Annotated in this window: 16 protein-coding genes and 1 pseudogene; 6 read left to right on the forward strand and 11 right to left on the reverse strand. The window is 72.2% G+C overall.

Annotation, left to right across the window (positions count from 1 at the left end; all coding sequences use genetic code 11):
* Positions 1–290: 290 nt before the first annotated feature.
* Positions 291–404 (forward strand): annotated as a pseudogene (locus tag ACIQ1J_RS16985) (DNA-binding response regulator); the annotation flags it as partial.
* Here ACIQ1J_RS16985 and ACIQ1J_RS16990 read toward each other — a convergent pair.
* From ACIQ1J_RS16990 to ACIQ1J_RS17005, 4 genes are all read right to left on the reverse strand, one after another.
* The gene (locus ACIQ1J_RS16990; protein WP_403557454.1) at positions 365–649 is read right to left on the reverse strand and encodes a DUF6332 family protein; all 285 of its coding nucleotides are present in this window, start codon (positions 647–649) and stop codon (positions 365–367) included. The pseudogene ACIQ1J_RS16985 and the gene ACIQ1J_RS16990 sit on opposite strands and share 40 nt — an antisense overlap.
* Before the next feature lie 173 nt (positions 650–822).
* Complete coding sequence (locus tag ACIQ1J_RS16995; RefSeq protein ID WP_403557455.1) at positions 823–1,170, reverse strand: maleylpyruvate isomerase N-terminal domain-containing protein; 348 nt, start codon at positions 1,168–1,170, stop codon at positions 823–825.
* 77 nt (positions 1,171–1,247) lie between these two features.
* Positions 1,248–1,643, reverse strand: a complete 396-nt coding sequence (locus ACIQ1J_RS17000) for a VOC family protein (RefSeq protein ID WP_403557456.1) — start codon at positions 1,641–1,643, stop codon at positions 1,248–1,250.
* Positions 1,644–1,826: 183 nt separating this feature from the next.
* Complete coding sequence (locus tag ACIQ1J_RS17005) at positions 1,827–2,999, reverse strand: MFS transporter (RefSeq protein ID WP_403557616.1); 1,173 nt, start codon at positions 2,997–2,999, stop codon at positions 1,827–1,829.
* 138 nt (positions 3,000–3,137) lie between these two features.
* Between ACIQ1J_RS17005 and ACIQ1J_RS17010 the strand changes: the two genes are divergently transcribed.
* A complete protein-coding gene (locus ACIQ1J_RS17010; protein WP_403557457.1) occupies positions 3,138–4,379 on the forward strand; it encodes an ROK family protein in 1,242 nt (413 codons plus the stop codon).
* A 39-nt stretch (positions 4,380–4,418) separates the two neighbouring features.
* On the opposite strand, the gene ACIQ1J_RS17015 is transcribed toward ACIQ1J_RS17010, so the two are convergent.
* The 4 genes from ACIQ1J_RS17015 to ACIQ1J_RS17030 are packed head-to-tail and all read right to left on the reverse strand — an operon-like array spanning position 4,419 to position 8,915.
* Positions 4,419–5,798, reverse strand: coding sequence for a GH1 family beta-glucosidase (locus ACIQ1J_RS17015; RefSeq protein WP_403557458.1), 1,380 nt, complete (start codon positions 5,796–5,798; stop codon positions 4,419–4,421).
* Between the two features lie 31 nt (positions 5,799–5,829).
* Positions 5,830–6,657 carry a carbohydrate ABC transporter permease gene (locus ACIQ1J_RS17020; RefSeq protein WP_403557459.1) on the reverse strand — a complete coding sequence of 276 codons (828 nt, stop codon included), beginning with the start codon at positions 6,655–6,657 and terminating at the stop codon, positions 5,830–5,832.
* 6 nt (positions 6,658–6,663) lie between these two features.
* Positions 6,664–7,617 carry a carbohydrate ABC transporter permease gene (locus tag ACIQ1J_RS17025; protein WP_403557460.1) on the reverse strand — a complete coding sequence of 318 codons (954 nt, stop codon included), beginning with the start codon at positions 7,615–7,617 and terminating at the stop codon, positions 6,664–6,666.
* A gap of 11 nt (positions 7,618–7,628) precedes the next feature.
* Positions 7,629–8,915, reverse strand: a complete 1,287-nt coding sequence (locus ACIQ1J_RS17030; RefSeq protein WP_403557461.1) for an ABC transporter substrate-binding protein — start codon at positions 8,913–8,915, stop codon at positions 7,629–7,631.
* A gap of 283 nt (positions 8,916–9,198) precedes the next feature.
* On the opposite strand from ACIQ1J_RS17030, the gene yicI reads away from it, so the two are divergent.
* Positions 9,199–11,469: an alpha-xylosidase gene (gene yicI / locus ACIQ1J_RS17035; RefSeq protein WP_403557462.1), complete on the forward strand. Its 2,271-nt coding sequence runs from the start codon at positions 9,199–9,201 to the stop codon at positions 11,467–11,469.
* Positions 11,470–11,488: 19 nt separating this feature from the next.
* On the opposite strand, the gene ACIQ1J_RS17040 is transcribed toward yicI, so the two are convergent.
* From ACIQ1J_RS17040 to ACIQ1J_RS17050, 3 genes are all read right to left on the reverse strand, one after another.
* Positions 11,489–12,691 carry a cysteine desulfurase-like protein gene (locus ACIQ1J_RS17040; RefSeq protein WP_403557463.1) on the reverse strand — a complete coding sequence of 401 codons (1,203 nt, stop codon included), beginning with the start codon at positions 12,689–12,691 and terminating at the stop codon, positions 11,489–11,491.
* 130 nt (positions 12,692–12,821) lie between these two features.
* Positions 12,822–13,886 (reverse strand): ABC transporter permease, encoded by a 1,065-nt coding sequence (locus tag ACIQ1J_RS17045; protein ID WP_403557464.1) that lies wholly within the window; start codon positions 13,884–13,886, stop codon positions 12,822–12,824.
* 114 nt (positions 13,887–14,000) lie between these two features.
* Positions 14,001–14,594 carry a Dps family protein gene (locus ACIQ1J_RS17050; RefSeq protein ID WP_403557465.1) on the reverse strand — a complete coding sequence of 198 codons (594 nt, stop codon included), beginning with the start codon at positions 14,592–14,594 and terminating at the stop codon, positions 14,001–14,003.
* 209 nt (positions 14,595–14,803) lie between these two features.
* Here ACIQ1J_RS17050 and ACIQ1J_RS17055 point away from each other — a divergent pair, with 209 nt between their 5' ends.
* From ACIQ1J_RS17055 to ACIQ1J_RS17065, 3 genes are read left to right on the forward strand one after another with little or no spacing between them, the layout of a single operon-like run.
* Positions 14,804–15,919 (forward strand): Gfo/Idh/MocA family protein, encoded by a 1,116-nt coding sequence (locus ACIQ1J_RS17055; protein WP_403557466.1) that lies wholly within the window; start codon positions 14,804–14,806, stop codon positions 15,917–15,919.
* Positions 15,916–16,845, forward strand: coding sequence for a PmoA family protein (locus ACIQ1J_RS17060; RefSeq protein WP_403557467.1), 930 nt, complete (start codon positions 15,916–15,918; stop codon positions 16,843–16,845). The genes ACIQ1J_RS17055 and ACIQ1J_RS17060 overlap by 4 nt, the downstream gene beginning before the upstream one ends.
* Positions 16,839–17,600, forward strand: a complete 762-nt coding sequence (locus tag ACIQ1J_RS17065; protein ID WP_403557468.1) for a cupin domain-containing protein — start codon at positions 16,839–16,841, stop codon at positions 17,598–17,600. The genes ACIQ1J_RS17060 and ACIQ1J_RS17065 overlap by 7 nt, the downstream gene beginning before the upstream one ends.
* The last annotated feature ends 68 nt before the right edge of the window (positions 17,601–17,668 follow it).

A 17,668-nucleotide genomic window follows, 5' to 3' on the forward strand; every position in this document is an offset into this window, starting at 1 on the left:
CCGCTCCCGGTCCACGCCAGCACCGCACCGCCGCCGAGCGCGCGGCGCAGCCCGGAGACGTACTTCTGCACGAGATTGCGCATGTGTACCGGTGGTGGCCCGCCCCACAGGGCTTCGAGCAGACCGTCGTACGAGATCGGCGGGCCCTCCTGCAGGAGCAGGACCGCGAGAACCGCACGCTGCTTCGGCGGGCCGAGGGGATGTCCACGCCGTCGCGCATCGCGCGCAGCGGGCCGAGCAGTTCGCAGCGCAGGGCGCTGCTCAGTCTGTCCGTGATGCTCACCACCATCAAGGCCAAGACCCACGTCAGCCGCACGATGGTGAAGCTGGGTGCCCGCGACCGCGCCCAACTCGTCGTGCCGGCCTACGAGCCGGGGTTGGTGCGGCCGGGCTGGCCGGGCTGATCACCGCGCGCGAACCGGACCAGCACGCTCACCACACGGACGGAGAACACCACCACGGCCAGCGCCGCACCCGAACCGACGAGCACGCCCCGCACGCCGGACGGTGGGCCGAAGAGGTACGCCGGCCCGGCCACGGCCCCGAACAGCACGGCCGCCGCGAACGCCGCGCTGCACAGCGCGTACCCGATCTCGACCGTGATCGCGTCCCGCTCGCCCTGCGTACGCCGTCCCCCGTTGGTGTCCATGCGGGCAAGTCTCCCAGACGCGCCGAACCGGCACCGCGACGCCGACCACAACCGCCGCACCCGCACCCGGTGCCAACTCCCGGCCGTTGCCCGCGCCGGACGCCGGACGCCGGACGCCGGACGCCGGACGCCGGACGCCGGACGCCGGACGGCGTCGCCGCGCGCGGTCGGGCTCAGTTCCAGGTGACGCCCGACTTCTCACACCACAGCGCGGCCAGGGAGGCGTCGCCGGTCACCTCCGGGAACGGGAGGCGGTTCCACAGCGCCGGATACAGCCGGACGGCGGGTCCGGCCAGCTCGCAGTCGGGGTCCCCGGCGCCGCCGTCGGGGACGGGACCGGCGTGCCCCTCGGCGACGATCTCCGCAGCCCAGCGGTGCACCATCCCCGTGTGCCGCAGCAGGTCCCGCACCTGCCAGCCGGGGCAGGTCGGTACCTTGGCGTCGACGCCCGCCGCCTCGGCGGCCGAGGCGAGCAACACACCCTCGCGGTCCAGGATTTCGACGAACGTGGCAGTCTCCATGGCAGGGAGTGTGCCGGATGGAGTGGACTCGAGGGCAGGCGACCGGAAGCAGCTCCGGCGCGGTGCGCGGACTCCGGTCAGGGCCGGCGGCTCGCCAGGACGCAGAACTCGTTCCCCTCCGGGTCGGCGAGTGTGACCCAGCTCTCGTCGCCCGTCTGGCCGACGTCGACGTGCCGAGCGCCCAGGCCGAGCAGGCGACGGACCTCTTCGTCCTGCTCCCCGTCGGTGGGATTGACGTCGATGTGCAGCCTGTTCTTGACGGTCTTGCCCTCGGGCACGCGCGCGAAAGTCAACGTCGGTGGCACCGGGCCGAGGCGGTCCTTGCCTTCGGGCACCATGGGGGAGCCGATGGAGACGACTCCGTCCTCCTCGTCTTCGTCCTGCACCTCGTAGCCGAGGACCGAGCACCAGAACCGGGCGAGACCGCCGGGATCGGCACAGTCGATCGCAAGCTCAGTGAACTTACTGGTCACGTCGGGTCCTCCGAGCCGGGTAGCGGGGTCCGCCAGGCCACACGCCACCGCAGAGTACCGACTCCGGCTACCGCGGATGTGCCGCCTGCGGCTACCGCGGATGTGCCGACTCCGGCTTCCGCGGCACCTGCCGCGACGGGCGGCCCCGTGGCCCCGGCGAGAGGACCCGGCATGCGACGCGGCTCAGCCCGCAGCCGCCGCGCGCCGGGTCGCGATCGTGACGAGCACCGCCACCGCCGCCAGCACCGCCACGCTGGTGAGCGCGGCGGGCAGGGAGAACCAGTCGGCCATGAAGCCGATGGCGGGCGGCCCGAGCAGCATGCCGCCGTACCCCAGCGTGGACGCGGTCGCGACGCCGCTGGGGCCGCCCAGCGCGCCGGCCCGTTCGACCGCGACCGGGAAGATGTTGGCGAGCCCGAGGCCGGTGATCGCGAAGCCGAACAGCGCCGCCCACACGGAGGGGGCGAGCGAGCCGAGCAGCATGCCGGCCACGGCGGTCGTGCCGCCGGCCACCACCGTGGCCGTCCGGCCGAGGCGCTCCAGCAGCGTCGTGCCGGTGAGCCGGCCGACGGTCATGGCGAGCGCGAAGCAGGAGTAGCCCGCCGCCGCCATGCCCGGCGACGCGTCGAGGTCCTGCTCCAGGTGCAGGGCACCCCAGTCGGCCATGGCGCCCTCGCCGTACGCCGTGCACAGGGCGATCAGGCCGAAGGTGATCACGAGGCGGCGCGTGCGGCGGTCGAGCCGGCGCGGGGCGCGCTCGGCCTGGTCGGTGCGGTCGGGCGGCACGGCGGGTTCACAGCGCAGCAGGGCGCGGCCCGCGACCAGGGTGGCGAGCAGGCCGAGCACGGTGAGACCGAGCAGGTGCCGCACCGGCGACAGGGACCCGGCGACGAGCCCGCCGAGCCCGGCGCCGACCATGCCGCCCAGACTGAACGCCGCGTGGAAACTGGGCATGATCGGGCGCCGCAGCACGGCCACCAGGTCGACGGCGGCGCTGTTGAAGGCGACGTTGATCCCGCCGTACGCGCTGCCGAACAACAGCAGTACGGCGCCGAGCGCGAGCGCGGAGTGGGTGAGCGGGGGCAGGGCGATGCTGAGGCAGAGCAGGACCGCGCAGGCGACGGTGACGGGGTGGCTGCCGTAGCGGCGGACCAGCCGTCCGGTGAGCGTCATGGTGACGACGGCACCCGCCGAGACACCGAGCAGCGCCATCCCCAGGGCGCTGGCGGAGGCGCCGGTCTGTTCCTTGATGGCGGGGATCCGCACGACCCAGCCGGCGAATATGAAGCCGTCGAGCGCGAAGAAGGCGGTCAGGGCGATGCGGAGGCGGATGAGGTTGTCGCTGGGGCCCGGCACGGCGTTGTGCGATCGGGTTTTGTTTATCTGCGGCACAAAGTGAGGCTAGGGGTGGAGCGAGGGTGGGGCAAGGGTGTACCGGCCCGGGCGCCGGGGCGCGGGGCGGCGCCCCCGGCGTCGCATACGCTCGACACCACCATGAAGAACAACCTCACCCCCCTGGGGCCGAAGGCCGACAAGGCCACGGTCAGACGGCACAACCTCAGCCTGGTCCTGAGAGCCGTGCACGACGCGGGGGAGTCGACCCGGGCCGGTATCGCCACGCACGTCGGACTGACGCGCGCGGCGGTGTCGTCCCTGGTCGAGCAGTTGTTGGAGTACGGTTTCGTCTCCGAGTGGGGCAAGACCAGCAGCGGTCAGGCGGGGCGGCCAGGCACCGTCCTGAAGGTGTCCCGGTCGGGCCCGGCGGGCATCGGTGTCGAGATCAACATCGACTACGTCACCGTGTGCGTCGTCGACCTCGCCGGCACCGACCGGGTCCGGCTCGTGGAGCACTTCGACAACCGCGGGGTCCAGCCCTCCGAGGTGCTGGCCCGCGCGGCCCGGCTGGCGGCCCGCGCCATCGGTTCGGCGGCCGAACAGGACCTCGCACCGGCCGGCGTGCACGTCGCGCTGCCGGGCCTGGTGGCCGGCGGCACCGTGCGCCAGGCCCCCAACCTGGGATGGCAACGTGTCGCGGTCGAGGGGCTGTTCGCCCAGGCGCTCCTCGCCCTGCGCCCCGCCCACCGCCCTCTGCCGGTCAGCTCCGACAACGAGGCCAACACCGCCGCCCTCGCCGAGCTGTGGTACGGCGCGGGCACCGAGGGCGTGCGCAGCTTCCTGTACCTGACCGGTGAGATCGGCATCGGCGGCGCCCTGGTGCTGGGGGGCGAGCTGCTGCGCGGCGCGCACGGTTTCGCCGGGGAGATCGGGCACATGGTCGTCGACCCGGACGGACCGCTGTGCCGGTGCGGGGCGCACGGCTGCCTGGAGCGGTACGCCGGTCAGGCCGCGCTGCTGGGGGCCGCGGGCATCGACGCGGACGCGGGCGCGCAGGGCGTCGCCGAGCTCGAACGCCGTGCCCGGCGGGGCGACCCGGCCGCCCTGTCGGCGATCGGGCGTGCCGGGCGGCAGCTGGGCGTCGTGGTATCGGGCGCGGTGAACCTCTTCGACCCCGACGCGGTGATGCTCGGCGGTGTCTACCGCGAACTGATGGACTGGCTGGCCCCCGCCGTCGACCGCGAGCTCGCGCTCCGCGTCGTTTCGGGGCTGTGGAGCGAGGACGGGAAGCGGCTGCGCGCCTCGTCCTCCCTCGGCGACGCGGCCCGGGGTGCGGCCGGCGTGATCGTCCGCGAAGTGCTGGCCGACCCGGCGGCGTACGCCGAGCGCGAGCGGAGCTGACGCGGGGGGCCGCCGGGCCGAGGCCCCCCGCCGCCCACGTCAGGCGCGGTTCGCGGCGATCATCTCCCGGTACCAGCGATAGCTGTCCTTCGGTGTGCGCTCCTGCGTGTCGTAGTCGACCCGGACGATGCCGAACCGCTTGTCGTAGCCGTACGCCCACTCGAAGTTGTCCAGCAGCGACCACACGTAGTACCCGCGTACGTCCACGCCCGCGTCCATCGCCGCCCGCAGCGCGCCGAGGTGGTCGCGCAGGTAGGCGACGCGGTCGGCGTCGTGCACCGTGCCGCCGGCGGCGGGCGCGTCGTCCTCCGCCGAGCCGTTCTCCGTGATGTGGATCGGCGGCAGTGCGTCACCGTACTGCTGCTTCAGCCGGACCAGCAGGTCGGTGAAGGAGTCCGGGACGACCGGCCAGTCCATCGCGGTGTGCCGGACGCCGGGGAGCCGGACCTCCTCGTAGCGGTTGTCGGTCGCCACGCGTCGCGCCGGGTCGCTCTCGCGGTGCGGGGCGTCGGCGACCACGATCGGCCGGTAGTAGTTGACGCCGAGGAAGTCCAGCGGCCGGGAGATCAGTTCCAGGTCGCCGTCCCGCCGGAAGTCCTCCCCGGTGATCAGCTCGCCCCAGGTCTCCTCCTCGGTGGCCGGGTAGCGGCCCGCGAGGATCGGCTCGGTCCACACCAGGTTGTGCTGGGTGTCGGCGCGGACCACGGCCGCCAGGTCGGCGGGGGAGTCGGTGGCCGGCAGGTTGCGGTCCAGGTTGAGCGTGATGCCCGCCTCGCGCACCCCGGCCGCCCGCAGCGCCGACATCGCCAGACCGTGGCCGACCAGCAGATGGTGGGCGGCGGCCAGGGCGCCCCGGCCCTCCTTGGCGCCGGGCGCGTGCCGGCCGATGGAGTAGCCGAGGAAGGAACTGCACCACGGCTCGTTGAGCGTGATCCAGCGCGGCACCCGGTCGCCCAGGTGCTCCGCGACCACGGCCGTGTACTCGGCGAACCGCTCCGCCGTCTCCCGCACCCGCCAGCCGCCCCGGGCCTCCAGGGCCTGCGGGAGGTCCCAGTGGTAGAGGGTGGCGGCGGGCTCGATGCCCGCCGCGAGCAGTTCGTCGACCAGGCGGGAGTAGAAGTCCAGCCCCTTCGGGTTCACCGCGCCCGAACCCTCCGGCACGATGCGCGGCCAGGCGATCGAGAAGCGGTACGAGTCCACGCCCAGGTCGCGCAGGAGCGCCACGTCCTCCGGGTAGCGGTGGTAGTGGTCGCAGGCCACGTCACCGGTGTCGCCGTTCACCACCATGCCGGGGGTGTGGCTGTACGTGTCCCAGATCGACGGACCGCGGCCGTCCTCCCGTGCCGCGCCCTCGATCTGGTACGAGGCGGTCGCGGCGCCCAGGACGAAACCGGGCGGGAAGCTGGGGTAGTCGCTCATGCTGTGCGGCTCATCTCCATGTATACGCGGGTCACTTGACGGATCCGCCGGTGATGCCGGCGGCGATGTACTTCTGGGCGAGGACGAGCAGGATCGCCGCCGGCACCGCGGAGAGCACGGAGGCGGCCATCACCGAGCCCCAGTCGCCGACGTGCGCGCCGATGTACTGGTAGATACCCAGGGTGATGGGCTTGACGTCGTCGGTCGTGTTCAGGGTCAGCGCGAACATGAAGTCGCTCCACGAGAACAGGAACGCGAACAGCCCTGATGTGATCAGGGAGTTGCGGCTCATCGGCAGCACCACCCGCACGAAGGTCCGCACCGGTCCGGCACCGTCGATCTGCGCCGCCTCGATCACCTCGCCCGGGATCGACACCATGAAGGACCGCATCAGCACGATGGAGAACGGGATGCCCAGCGAGGCGTCGGCCAGCATCAGGCCGAAGTAGGAGTTGACCAGGCCCAGGTCGACGTACGAGTTGTAGAGCGCGTTGGCGATGACGATGCCCGGCACCATCTGGGTGATCAGCGTGCCGAACACGATGGTGCGCGAGCCGCGCAGCCGGAACCGTGCCAGCCCGTACGCCGCCGGTGCCGAGATCGCCAGGCAGATGGCGACCGCGCCGAGCGAGACGGCGAGCGAGGTCAGCAGGTGCCCGCCCTGGTCGCTGATGGCCTTGGAGAAGCCGGACAGATCCAGGCTGCCCGGCAGCGGGTCGACCTGGAGCAGCCCCGACTCGGGCTGGAGCGCGGTGTTGAGCATCCAGTACAGCGGGAACAGCATCACGGCGAGGACGAGCACACCGGCGACGGTGGAGCCCCAGCGGCGCCGGGACGCGGTGGGCGTGTGGGTTGCCATCGTCGGTCACTTCCCCTCGGTGCGGTTGGCCCGCAGGTAGAACACCGCGAACACGGCGGAGATCAGGATGAGTACGTTGCCGACGACGGCTCCCGCGCCGAAGTCCAGCTGCACGAAGGAGTTCTGGTAGGTCAGCGTGCCGAGCGTCTGGGTGGCGTCGGCGGGCCCGCCGTCGGTGAGGGCGAGGATCAGGTCGAGGATCTTGACCGTCGACATGAAGCCGAGGACGAGCACGACCGTGACGACGGGCTTGAGCAACGGCAGGGTGACGGAGCGGAAGGTCCGCCAGGCCGAGGCGCCGTCCAGCGCGGCCGCCTCGTGCAGTTCCCTCGGGATCTCCTGGAGACCGCCGTACAGGATGACCATGTTGAACGGGATGCCGATCCAGATGTTGACCAGGACGACCGACACCAGGGCCATCTCCGGGCTGGTCAGCCAAGGTGTGCTGCCGCCGATCCCGGCGGTTTCCAGAAACGAGTTCAGCACGCCCGTGTCCTGGTCCAGGATGCGGCGCCAGACGATGCCGGACACCACCATGGGCACCAGCCAGGGCAGCAGGATCAGCGAGCGCAGCACCCCGTTCAGCGGGAAGCGGCGGCTGAAGAACACCGCGAGCGCCAGGCCGATGCAGAACTGCCCCAGCAGCGAGCCCGCGGTGAAGACGAGGGTGTGCCACAGCGCCTTGCCGAACAGGGCGTCCTGGAACACGTTGGACCAGTTGTCGGTGCCGTTGAAGGGCGCCTCACCGGTGAAGAAGGTCTTCGGCGTGTAGTGCTGGAAGCTCATCACGACGTTGCGGACGAGCGGGTAGCCGAAGAACAGCAGCATGAAGACGACGGCGGGGGCGACGAACCCCCACTGGGTGAGCCTGCGCCGGCGCCTGAGCCGGTCCGGGTCCGGCGCGGTGGCCGTCGTGGACGCCTCGGCCGGCGTCTGTGCGGTGACGGTGGACGTGGTCATGGGGGCGTACCTCAGTTCCCGCTCGTGGCCCGCTGCTGGGCGCGCTTCAGGGCGGTCTCACTGGACTGGCCGGTCAGGGCGGACTGGAAGGCGCTCTGGAGGGCGAGCGACACGCTCGACCAGCCGGCGCCGAGCTTCGCGGTGCGGGACCGCGCGACGGCCACCTGGTCGGCGAGGGAGTCCAGCTCGGGCACCCGTTCGCGCCAGACGGCGGCGGCCTTCGCGTTGGCCGGGACCATCCAGCTGTTGAGCGCGTAGGTCAGCTGCTCCCGCTCGCTCGCCAGGCACGCGACGATCTTCCCGGCCGTCCTCTCCCGTGCCTCGTCACCGGTGTTGGGCACGGTGAGCACCGCACCGCCGAGCGGCCCCACGGAGTCGTCGCCGGCCTCGGGCACGGGGATCGGCGCGATGCCCCAGCGCAGCGACTTGTCGGTGTTGAGGGTCTCCACCTGCCACGGCCCGTTGATCATCATCGTCGCGTTGCCGGCCATGAACTGGTCGTTGACGTCCGCCTGCGTCCAGTTGACCGTCGACTTCGACAGCGAACCGTCCTTCAGCAGGCCCTTCCAGTAGTCGAGGGCCTCGACGACCCGCGGGCCGTCCAGCTCGGTCTCGTCACCGCCGTTGGACCACATGAACGGCGTGAACTGGAAGACGCCGTCCTCCGCGCCGCCGGCGCTGAGCGCGAGTCCGTACCGCTTGCCCTCGGTGAGCTTCTCCGCGCTCTCGCGCAACTGCGCCCAGGTGGTGGGCACCTCGACGCCCGCCTTGTCGAGGACGTCCTTGTTGTAGAAGAGCGCGAGCGTGTTCACGGACCGGGCCGCGCCGTAGTACGTCCCCTCGTACGAGCCGAAGTCGACGATGCCCTCGGGGATGTCCTCGGTACTCAGCCCGAGGGTCCGCAGGTCGACCAGTCCGCCGGCGTCGGCGAAGGTCGGCATCTCGGACGCGTCGAACTGCACGATGTCCGGCAGCGACTTGGACGATGCCATGCGCAGGGCCTTCGTCATCACCTGCGACGCCGGGACGCTCTGCTGCTCGATGGTGATCCCCAGCTGCTTGCCGCAGCGGGCCATCGCCTCCGCGTCCCAGCGGTGGTACGACTCGTCGGTCGAGGAGTTCATCACGGTGTACACGTCGGCGTCGCGCTGCTGTCCGCAGCCCGTGAGCGCCGCCCCGGCGACCAGGACGGAGACGGCGGCGAACGGGGCGACGGCTCGGTGTGAGCGCCCTCGCCCGCGGCGCGCGGCAGCCGGAGGGTGTGCTGTCAAGGCGAGCGAGGTGAAGCGCTTCGACATGGTGCGGCCCTTGCTGTCGTACCGTCCGGCTTCCTTGCCGGACCGTTTTGTTTGATGTGATGACTAATACGTCAAGGGTGCGCCGTCGCGCTAGAGCAAAGTGGCCTCCGTCTCGACACTTCGTGCGGTGAGTGGGCTGTTCTGGTGGGTAATCATGGCTGATCAGTGCGGTGAACCCGGTTCGGAGGCCTCCGCACGGGGATTTGTTTTGTGTACGATCAAAATGCTGTGAGACGGCCCCCGTGCTCCCATCCGACAGCTCCCGCCCCACCCGAGGAAGATCATGAAGTTCACCGACGGCTTCTGGCTCATCCGCGAGGGCGTGCATCTCTCGTACGCCACTGAAGTACGCGATGTGCGTCCCGAATCGAAGCGCTTCACCGCCCATGCCGCCGTGAAGAAGGTGACGCGAAGGGGGGACACGCTCAACGCGCCGCTCCTCACGGTCGAATGCTTCTCTCCCGCCGAGGGCGTCATCGGCGTCCGCGTCACCCACCACGCCGGAAAGCGCCGGCCGGGCCCCGGCTTCGCCCTCACGGGCGCGGCGGACGGCGCCGGCGCGGTACGCCAGGACGGCACGGTCACCGAGCTGACCAGCGGTCCGTTGTCCCTGCGCCTGGAGCGCGAGGGTCCCTGGGGCCTCAGCTTCCGTGACGCGGACGGACGCGAGCTGACCCGTGCCGACGCCAAGAGCACCGCGTTCGCCACCACGGGCGACGGCGCGCACCACATGCTGAGCCGGCTCGCGCTCGGAGTCGGCGAGCAGATCTACGGCCTCGGCGAGCGCTTCACCCCGTTCGTGAAGAACGGCCAGGTGGTCGACATGTGGCAGGCCGACGGCGGCACCAGCAGCGAGCAGGCCTACAAGAACATCCCGTTCTACCTTTCCTCACGCGGCTACGGCGTCTTCGTCAACCATCCCGGCGCCGTCTCCTTCGAGGTCGGTTCCGAGTCCGTCGGCCAGGTGCAGTTCAGCGTCGAGGACCAGACGCTGGAGTACTACGTAGTCGCCGGGCCCACCCCGAAGGACGTCCTCACCCGCTACACCGCCCTCACCGGCCGCCCCGCCCTGCCGCCCGCCTGGTCCTTCGGCCTGTGGCTCACCACGTCCTTCACCACCTCCTACGACGAGGAGACGGTGACGAAGTTCGTCGACGGCATGGCCGAGCGAGGCATCCCGCTCTCGGTCTTCCACTTCGACTGCTTCTGGATGCGCGAGTACCAGTGGTGCGACTTCCAGTGGGACCCGGAGGTCTTCCCCGACCCGGACGGCATGCTCGCCCGGCTCAAGGCCAGGGGGCTGAAGGTCAGCGCCTGGATCAACCCCTACATCGCCCAGAAGTCCCCCCTCTTCGACGAGGCCGCCGCCCTCGGCCACCTGGTGCGCCGGCCGGACGGCGACGTCTGGCAGTGGGACCTGTGGCAGGCGGGCATGGGCCTGGTCGACTTCACCAGCCCCGCCGCCCGCGACTGGTACGCCGGAAAGCTCAAGCCGCTGCTCGACCAGGGCGTGGACTGCTTCAAGACCGACTTCGGCGAGCGCGTCCCCACCGACGTCGTCTGGCACGACGGCTCCGACCCGGAGCGGATGCACAACTACTACACGCACCTGTTCAACCGGACCGTCTTCGAACTCCTCGAGAAGGAGCGCGGGCAGGGCGAGGCCGTCCTCTTCGCCCGCTCCGCGACCGCCGGCGGCCAGCAGTACCCCGTCCACTGGGGCGGCGACTGCTGGTCGTCCTTCGAGGCGATGGCCGAGTCCCTCCGGGGCGGCCTGTCCCTGTCCCTGAGCGGCTTCGGCTTCTGGAGCCACGACATCGGCGGCTTCGAGGGCACGCCCGACCCGGCGGTCTTCAAGCGCTGGCTGGCCTTCGGCCTGCTCTCCTCGCACAGCCGGCTGCACGGCTCCTCGTCGTACCGGGTGCCGTGGGAGTTCGGCGAGGAGGCGGTCGACGTCGCCCGGAGCTTCACCCTCCTCAAGCACCGCCTGATGCCCTACCTGTACGGCGTCGCCGCCGAGGCGCACCGCACCGGCGTGCCGATGATGCGGCCGATGGTCCTGGAGTACCCGCACGACCCGGGCTGCCGCCCGCTGGACCGCCAGTACATGCTCGGTCCCGACCTCCTGGTCGCCCCGGTCTTCACCGAGGACGGCGAGGTCGAGGTGTATCTCCCCGAGGGCACCTGGACCCACCTCCTGAGCGGCGAGCGCGTCACCGGCCCCGCCTGGCGCACCGAACGGCACGGCTACGACAGCCTGCCGCTGTACGTCCGCGAGGGCGCCGTCCTGCCGCTGGCCTCCGACGACCAACGCCCCGACGGGGACTGGCTCGACACCCCGACCCTGCTGGTCCACCCGCCCGCCGGGCCCGACTACGCCGCGGAGGCCACCGTGCCCGACCTGCTGGGCACGCCCGCCGCGACGTTCCGCGTGCGGCGCGACGGGGACGTACTGCGGGTCACCGCGAGCGGCACCGGCCGCCCGTTCACCGTGCGCGTCGCCGGCGGGGCGAGCGCGGAGGGCGCCGGGGAGGTGAGCGTTCCGCTGGGGTGAGGCCCGCCGGCCCGCGCCGTCAGCGGTCGAGGCCGGCCAGCGCCGTCAGCAGCCGGTCCACGTCGTCCGCGCTGCTGTACGGCGCGAGCCCGACGCGTACGCCGCCCTCGGCGCCCAGTCCCAGCCGGCGCGAGGCCTCCACCGCGTAGAAGGAGCCGGCGGGCGCGTCCACCATCCGCTCGGCCAACTGCCGGTGGACGTCGGCCGGGCGCAGGCCCGCCACGGTGAACAGCAGGGTCGGCGTGCGCCGTGCGGCGCGGGAGTACACGGTGATCCCGCCGACGTCCGTCAGCCCGCGCTCGATCCGCTCGCGCAGCGCGTCCTCGTGGGTCTCCAGTGCCGCGAACGAGGCGACCAGCCGGTCCCGGCGGCTGCCCCGCGCGTCCGGCTCCAGGCCCGCGAGGAAGTCCACCGCCGCACGGGCACCGGCCAGCAGCTCGTACGGCAGCGTCCCCAGCTCGAAGCGCTCGGGGACGGCGTCGCTGGAGGGCAGCAGCTTGTCCGGGCGCAGCGTCTCCAGGAACTCGGGCCGGGCCGCCAGCACCCCCAGGTGCGGGCCCAGGAACTTGTACGGCGAGCACACCAGCGTGTCCGCGCCGAGCGCCGCCGGATCGACGACGGCGTGGGAGGCGTAGTGCACCGCGTCGACGTGGAGCAGAGCGCCTACACCGTGCACGAGGCGGGCGACGGCCGGCAGGTCGGGCATGGTGCCGATGAGGTTGGACGCGGCCGTCACCGCGACCATCCGGGTGCGCGGGGAGAGCACCGCCTCGATGTGCTCGGGAAGCAGTTCCCCGGTGGCCGGGTCGAAGTCCGCCCAGCGCACGCTCGCGCCGGCCGCCTCGGCCGCCTGCGTCCAGGGCCGGATGTTGGAGTCGTGGTCGAGGCGGGTGACGACCACCTCGTCGCCCGGCCCCCACGTCTTGGCGAGTGTCCGGGACAGGTCGTAGGCGAGCTGTGTGGCGCTGCGGCCGAGGACGACGCCCCGCGGCTCGGTGCCCAGCAGGTCGGCCAGCGCGCTCCGGGCGTCCGCGACGATGCCGTCCGCGTTGCGCTCGCCCTCGGTCGTCCGGCCCCGGTTGGCCAGTGGGTTGGCCAGCGCCTCGGCGATGGCGTCGATGACGGGCTGCGGGGTCTGGGTGCCGCCCGGCGCGTCGAAGCGGGCGGAGCCGGACTTCAGGGCGGGTGTCTGCGCGCGGATCGCGTCGACGTCGAGGGCCATGTGCACTCCAACCGAAGGCGGAAACTCCCGCCTCATGATCGCATCGGGCCGGCGATCCGAACAGACGCGCGTGACGGACGGGCGCGGGGATGGGTACGGGTACGGACGGGTACGGGCGGGTGCGGGCCGCTCAGGAGTCCGCGGCGTGCGTCGGCCGCTTCTCACGGCCGCCGGGATGACGGTGCCGCCAGATCCAGAAGACCGCACAGGACAGCAGTGCCCACCCGCCCAGCACCAGGAACGGGAACGCGTGCTGGTGGTCCTGGAAGTACACCGCCGTGTGCTGGGCGTTGACCGAGGCCCCCGGCGGCAGCCACTGGCCGATCGCACCCAGCGGGGACGGCAGCAGCGGCCAGGACACCGCACCGCCGGAGGAGGGATTGCCGAGGAGCACCATCAGGCCCCAGGTCGGCAGCATCGCCCAACGTCCGAACAGGGTGTTGAACATGGTGAAGACCATGCCGGACGCGAACAACGTGAGCGCGAGGATCAGCCACGACTCGGCGAACGGCAGGTCGAGCGCGTCCAGCAGCCAGTCCACCGTCGCGGCGATGGCGAACCCGCCCAGCAGCGCGTAGGCGGCCGTGAAGAGGATGCGCTCGAAGGGAGTCAGGGAGCGCGCGTGCACGCTCAGCTGGATCGCCCCGACGAAGCCGATGATCACCGCGGCCAGGGAGATGTAGAAGATCGCCAGGCCGCGCGGGTCGCCCTCCTGGAGGGGGTTGATGTCCCGGACGGTGACCTCGACGCCGGTCTTCTGCCCCACCACCGGGGCGGTGTCGGACAGCACCTGCGCGACGGAGGCGCCCGAAGCGCTGGAGAGGTCGAGCACGGCGGTCCGTCCGTCGTCGCGCAGCTCGAAGATCGCGAAGACCTCCTGGTCCTGCATCGCCTCCCGGGCCTCGGCCTCGCTGCCGTAGGGACGCACCCTGACCGAGGCGTTCAGCGCCTTCTCCATGCCGTCCAGGAAGGCCCGGCCGCGGGCCTCCTCGTACGAGCCGACCACGGCCGTGGGGATCGAGTGCGGCGTCGGGTCCGCCATCGAGTAGGTGTACGAACCCGCGAAGAGGCCCGCCGACGCCGCGAGGATCAGTACCAGTACGGTGGCCGGCCAGAACGGCGACTGCCGGAACGTTGACCACCGCTGACCGCGCGTCGGAGGCCGGCCATGGACGCCGTGGGACATGTGGGCCATGTCCCGGACGCTTCCACAGCCGGGGCGAAAGGGCACCAAGAGCGCCGTCGCCCGGGGGTGCACGGAGCGTGACCGAGACCTCCTCCGGGGCCGCGGAGGGCGCGTGGAACGGGATCAGGCGTGCACCAGCGGGGTGTCCACCAGATGCTCCGCCACGAACCACGCCTGCAGTTCGTTGGTGCGCACGACCTCGGAGACGAGGAGGTCGTTGGTGCCGTCGTCACCGAGTTCCTGGGTGCGGCCGGCGGCGTCGTGGCAGTCGGCCAGGATCAGCTCGTGCGCCTCCAGGAGCCGCGAGAGCATCGACGGAACCTCCTCCACCCCGTCCGGCGGACGCGGCACGGTGGTGATCTCGGCGACGTGCCGGGGGTCGCCGATCGCGACGCCGCCGAGCGTCTGGACGCGCTCGGCGATGGTGTCGATCAGCTCCAACTGCTCGCCCGCGTGCTTGTCCAGCAGCAGGTGCAGTTGGTAGAACGTCGCCCCGCGCATGAGCCAGTGGTACTTCTTGTACAGGTCGTGCAGGATCCGGGTGTCCGCCAGAACCTTGTTGAGCCGCTGGCAGGAGTACAGGCGGGTCTCCATGGTCAGCGCCACGGGGAACTGCTTGACGGTGCCGAACTCCTGGATGGTGCGGCCCTTCTGGTGCAGCCAGGGCTGGCTGCCGTCGGACCGGTGCTCCAGGGACGACGGCTTCGGGTCGCTCACGCCTGAACTCCTTCGGGAGAGGTCTGAAGACCGCGCCGGCGCGGTGCGACCGGCTCCGTCCCCCCGGCGACAGTCGACCAGCCGTGTGCCGAGCCCGCAAACGCTGGGGGGTTGTCCGGACATTCGCCTTCCACTTAGGGTCTGCCGCAGTGCAAGCGCTTTCTAGCGGCGCGCGTGCCTGTCGTGCGCCGGCGTCCGAGGAGGACCGCATGTCCCCACGTCCCGCCCGCCGCCGGGTCGCCGTGGTCGGTACCGGTGCCATCGTCACCGGCAGCCACCTGCCCGCCCTCAGAGCCCACGCCGAGCGCGCGGAACTGGTGGCCGCCGTGGACGTGGACCCGGACCGGCTCGACGCCTTCCGGGCCGAGGCGGGCGGCGACGTCGCCGGCTACGCGTCGACGGACGCCATGCTGGACGCGGTACGCCCCGACCTGGTGCTCATCGGTACGCCGCCGTCCCTGCACCGGGAGCAGACGGTCGCCGCGCTCAAGGCCGGCGCCTGGGTGCTGTGCGAGAAGCCGCTGTGCCTCTCGCTCGCCGAGTACGACGACATCGCCGCCGCCGAGGAGGCGTCCCGCGCGTACGCGTCCGTGGTCTTCCAGCACCGGCACGGCTCCGGCGCCGCGCACGCCCGCGACCTGATCGCGAGCGGCGAGCTGGGCGCCCCGCTGGTCGCCCACTGCCAGACCACCTGGCACCGCGACGCCGCCTACTACGCGGTGCCGTGGCGCGGACGCTGGTCCACCGAGGGCGGCGGCCCGACCGTGGGCCACGGCATCCACCAGTACGACCTGCTGCTGCACCTGCTGGGCCCCTGGGCCGAGGTGCGGGCCATGGCGTCGCGTCTGGTCCACGACACCGAGAGCGAGGACGTCTCCACCGCCCTGGTGCGGTTCGGCAACGGTGCCCTCGCCACCGTCGTCAACAGCGTGCTCTCCCCGGACGAGGTGAGCCGCATCCGCGTCGACTGCGCCGACGCGACCGTGGAGCTGACCCACCTCTACGGACACCGCAACGACGACTGGACCTACACCCCGGCCCGGCACGTCGCCCCGGAACGGGCCATCGCCTGGCGCACCCCGGCGGCGGACGTGCCCAGCTCCCACACCGCGCAGCTCGGCGCGGTGCTGGACGCCTGGGACGCGGGCGAGCGGCCCCCCGGCAGCGGTCCGGACGCGCGCGCCACGCTGGAGTTCGCCGCCGCCCTGTACAAGGCGGCGTTCACCGGACGGCCCGTCCGCGCGGGCGAGATCGCGCCCGGCGACCCCTTCCACTCGGCCATGCACGGCGACCACCCCGACTGGGCACCCCAGGAGCGCGCATGAGTACCCTGAGCGTCAGCCACACCCACGGCGACCACGTCGCCGTGACCGCGGCGAACGGCACCGAGATCCTCCGCTACGTCTACCGTCCCGATCCCGAGGCCTTCGAGTCCCGCAAGCCCTACGCGCACCCGGTGCGCACCCTCGCCGGACGCACGGTGACCGGGTACCGCCCCAGCGACCACCGCTGGCACAAGGGCCTGCAGATGACGGCGAGTCACCTCTCCGGCCAGAACTTCTGGGGCGGCAACTGCTACGTCCACGGCGAGGGCTACCTGCCCCTGCCCGAGCGCATCGGCTCGATGCGGCACGACGGCTTCGCCGGCTTCGGGGTCGAGGACGACCGGCTCGCGCTCACCGAGCACCTCACCTGGATCGAGAACGGCGGCGCCGAGTGGGCCCGTGAGGAGCGCGGACTGACCGTCCACTCGGTCGACGAGGCGGCGGGTGTCTGGGTCCTGGACTGGTCGATCCGCCTCACCAACGCCCGCGCCGAGCCGCTGGCGTTCGGCTCGCCGACCACCGCCGGCCGCGAGATGGCCGGCTACACCGGCCTCCAGTGGCGCGGTTCCCGAGACTTCACCGGCGGTACCGCCTTCGCCCCGGACACCGACGCGGACGCCGCCGGGCTGATGGGCACCCGGGGACCGTGGCTCGCCTACACGACCGAGCACGACGACGTCGACGCCCACTCCACGCTCGTCTTCGCGCACGCGCCCGAGAACCTCGACGAGAAGGCCGCGATCCACCCCTCCCACTGGTTCGTGCGCGCCGAGCCGATCCCGTCGGTGGCGTTCTCCTGGGCGTTCTTCGAGGAGTTCGAGCTGCCTCCGGGCGAGTCCTTCGCCTACCGGTACCGCATCGTGGTCGCCGACGGCGCCTGGGACGGCGACCGCGTCGGGACGTACCTGAAGGGGCTGCCGTGGTGAGCGACGCCGAGCCCGTGCTTCCGCACCCCCTGCCCGGCGCGGTGGGCCTGTCCCACCTGAGCGCATACGACTGGGCGGCCGCCGACGGCGTGTGCGGAGGCAGTCCGCATCTGCACCTGGTGTGCACGGAGGCGTACGTCGTCACCGGCGGGCGCGGCGCGGTGCAGACACTGAGTCCCGACGGCTACCGGGACATACCGCTGGAGCCCGGCTCCCTCGCCTGGTTCACGCCGGGCACCGTGCACCGCATGGTGCAGGGCGGCGACCTGCGCATCACGGTGCTGATGCAGAACAGCGGCCTGCCCGAGGCCGGGGACGCCGTCTTCACCTTCCCGCCCGGGGTCCTGGCCGACCCCGACGCGTACGCCGCCGCGGCCACGCTGCCGCCCGGCACCGGGCCGAAGACGCAGGCCGCGGCGCGGCGCCGCAGGGACCTCGCCGTCGAGGGCTACCTCGTCCTGCGCGAGGCCCTCGTCGCCGGTGACGCCGGTCCGTACCGGGAGTTCCAGCGGGCCGCCGCCCACCTGGTGCGCGACAAGGTGCCCGGCTGGCGGGAGCTGTGGCGGGCCGGCGCGCTGGCCACCGCCGAACGCACCGGCGCCCAGCTCGACGCGCTCCTCGACGGCGGTCCGGCGTACCTCGCCGACGCCACCGTGTACGAGGCCGCGCCCACCCGGCACGGCGGCTACGGCATGTGCGGCCGGCGCGACGAGTACGCGCTGCCGGGGACGACGCTGCCGTACCGGGGGGAGTAGCGCACCCGCCGAGGCAGTAGGGGGGCAGGGGGGCACCCGACGGACCGAGGAGAGGAAGAGGTGACCTC

Source organism: Streptomyces sp. NPDC097107 (assembly GCF_044762405.1).
Taxonomy (GTDB): Bacteria; Actinomycetota; Actinomycetes; order Streptomycetales; family Streptomycetaceae; genus Streptomyces; species Streptomyces thinghirensis.

Bases quoted from the DNA above. Each gene is read 5' to 3' on its own strand.
- ACIQ1J_RS16990 (WP_403557454.1), bottom strand. From the start codon at position 649: ATGGACACCAACGGGGGACGGCGTACGCAGGGCGAGCGGGACGCGATC.
- ACIQ1J_RS16995 (WP_403557455.1), bottom strand. From the start codon at position 1,170: ATGGAGACTGCCACGTTCGTCGAAATCCTGGACCGCGAGGGTGTGTTG.
- ACIQ1J_RS17010 (WP_403557457.1), top strand. From the start codon at position 3,138: ATGAAGAACAACCTCACCCCCCTGGGGCCGAAGGCCGACAAGGCCACG.
- ACIQ1J_RS17015 (WP_403557458.1), bottom strand. From the start codon at position 5,798: ATGAGCGACTACCCCAGCTTCCCGCCCGGTTTCGTCCTGGGCGCCGCG.
- ACIQ1J_RS17020 (WP_403557459.1), bottom strand. From the start codon at position 6,657: ATGGCAACCCACACGCCCACCGCGTCCCGGCGCCGCTGGGGCTCCACC.
- ACIQ1J_RS17025 (WP_403557460.1), bottom strand. From the start codon at position 7,617: ATGACCACGTCCACCGTCACCGCACAGACGCCGGCCGAGGCGTCCACG.
- ACIQ1J_RS17030 (WP_403557461.1), bottom strand. From the start codon at position 8,915: ATGTCGAAGCGCTTCACCTCGCTCGCCTTGACAGCACACCCTCCGGCT.
- yicI (WP_403557462.1), top strand. From the start codon at position 9,199: ATGAAGTTCACCGACGGCTTCTGGCTCATCCGCGAGGGCGTGCATCTC.
- ACIQ1J_RS17040 (WP_403557463.1), bottom strand. From the start codon at position 12,691: ATGGCCCTCGACGTCGACGCGATCCGCGCGCAGACACCCGCCCTGAAG.
- ACIQ1J_RS17045 (WP_403557464.1), bottom strand. From the start codon at position 13,886: ATGGCCCACATGTCCCACGGCGTCCATGGCCGGCCTCCGACGCGCGGT.
- ACIQ1J_RS17055 (WP_403557466.1), top strand. From the start codon at position 14,804: ATGTCCCCACGTCCCGCCCGCCGCCGGGTCGCCGTGGTCGGTACCGGT.
- ACIQ1J_RS17060 (WP_403557467.1), top strand. From the start codon at position 15,916: ATGAGTACCCTGAGCGTCAGCCACACCCACGGCGACCACGTCGCCGTG.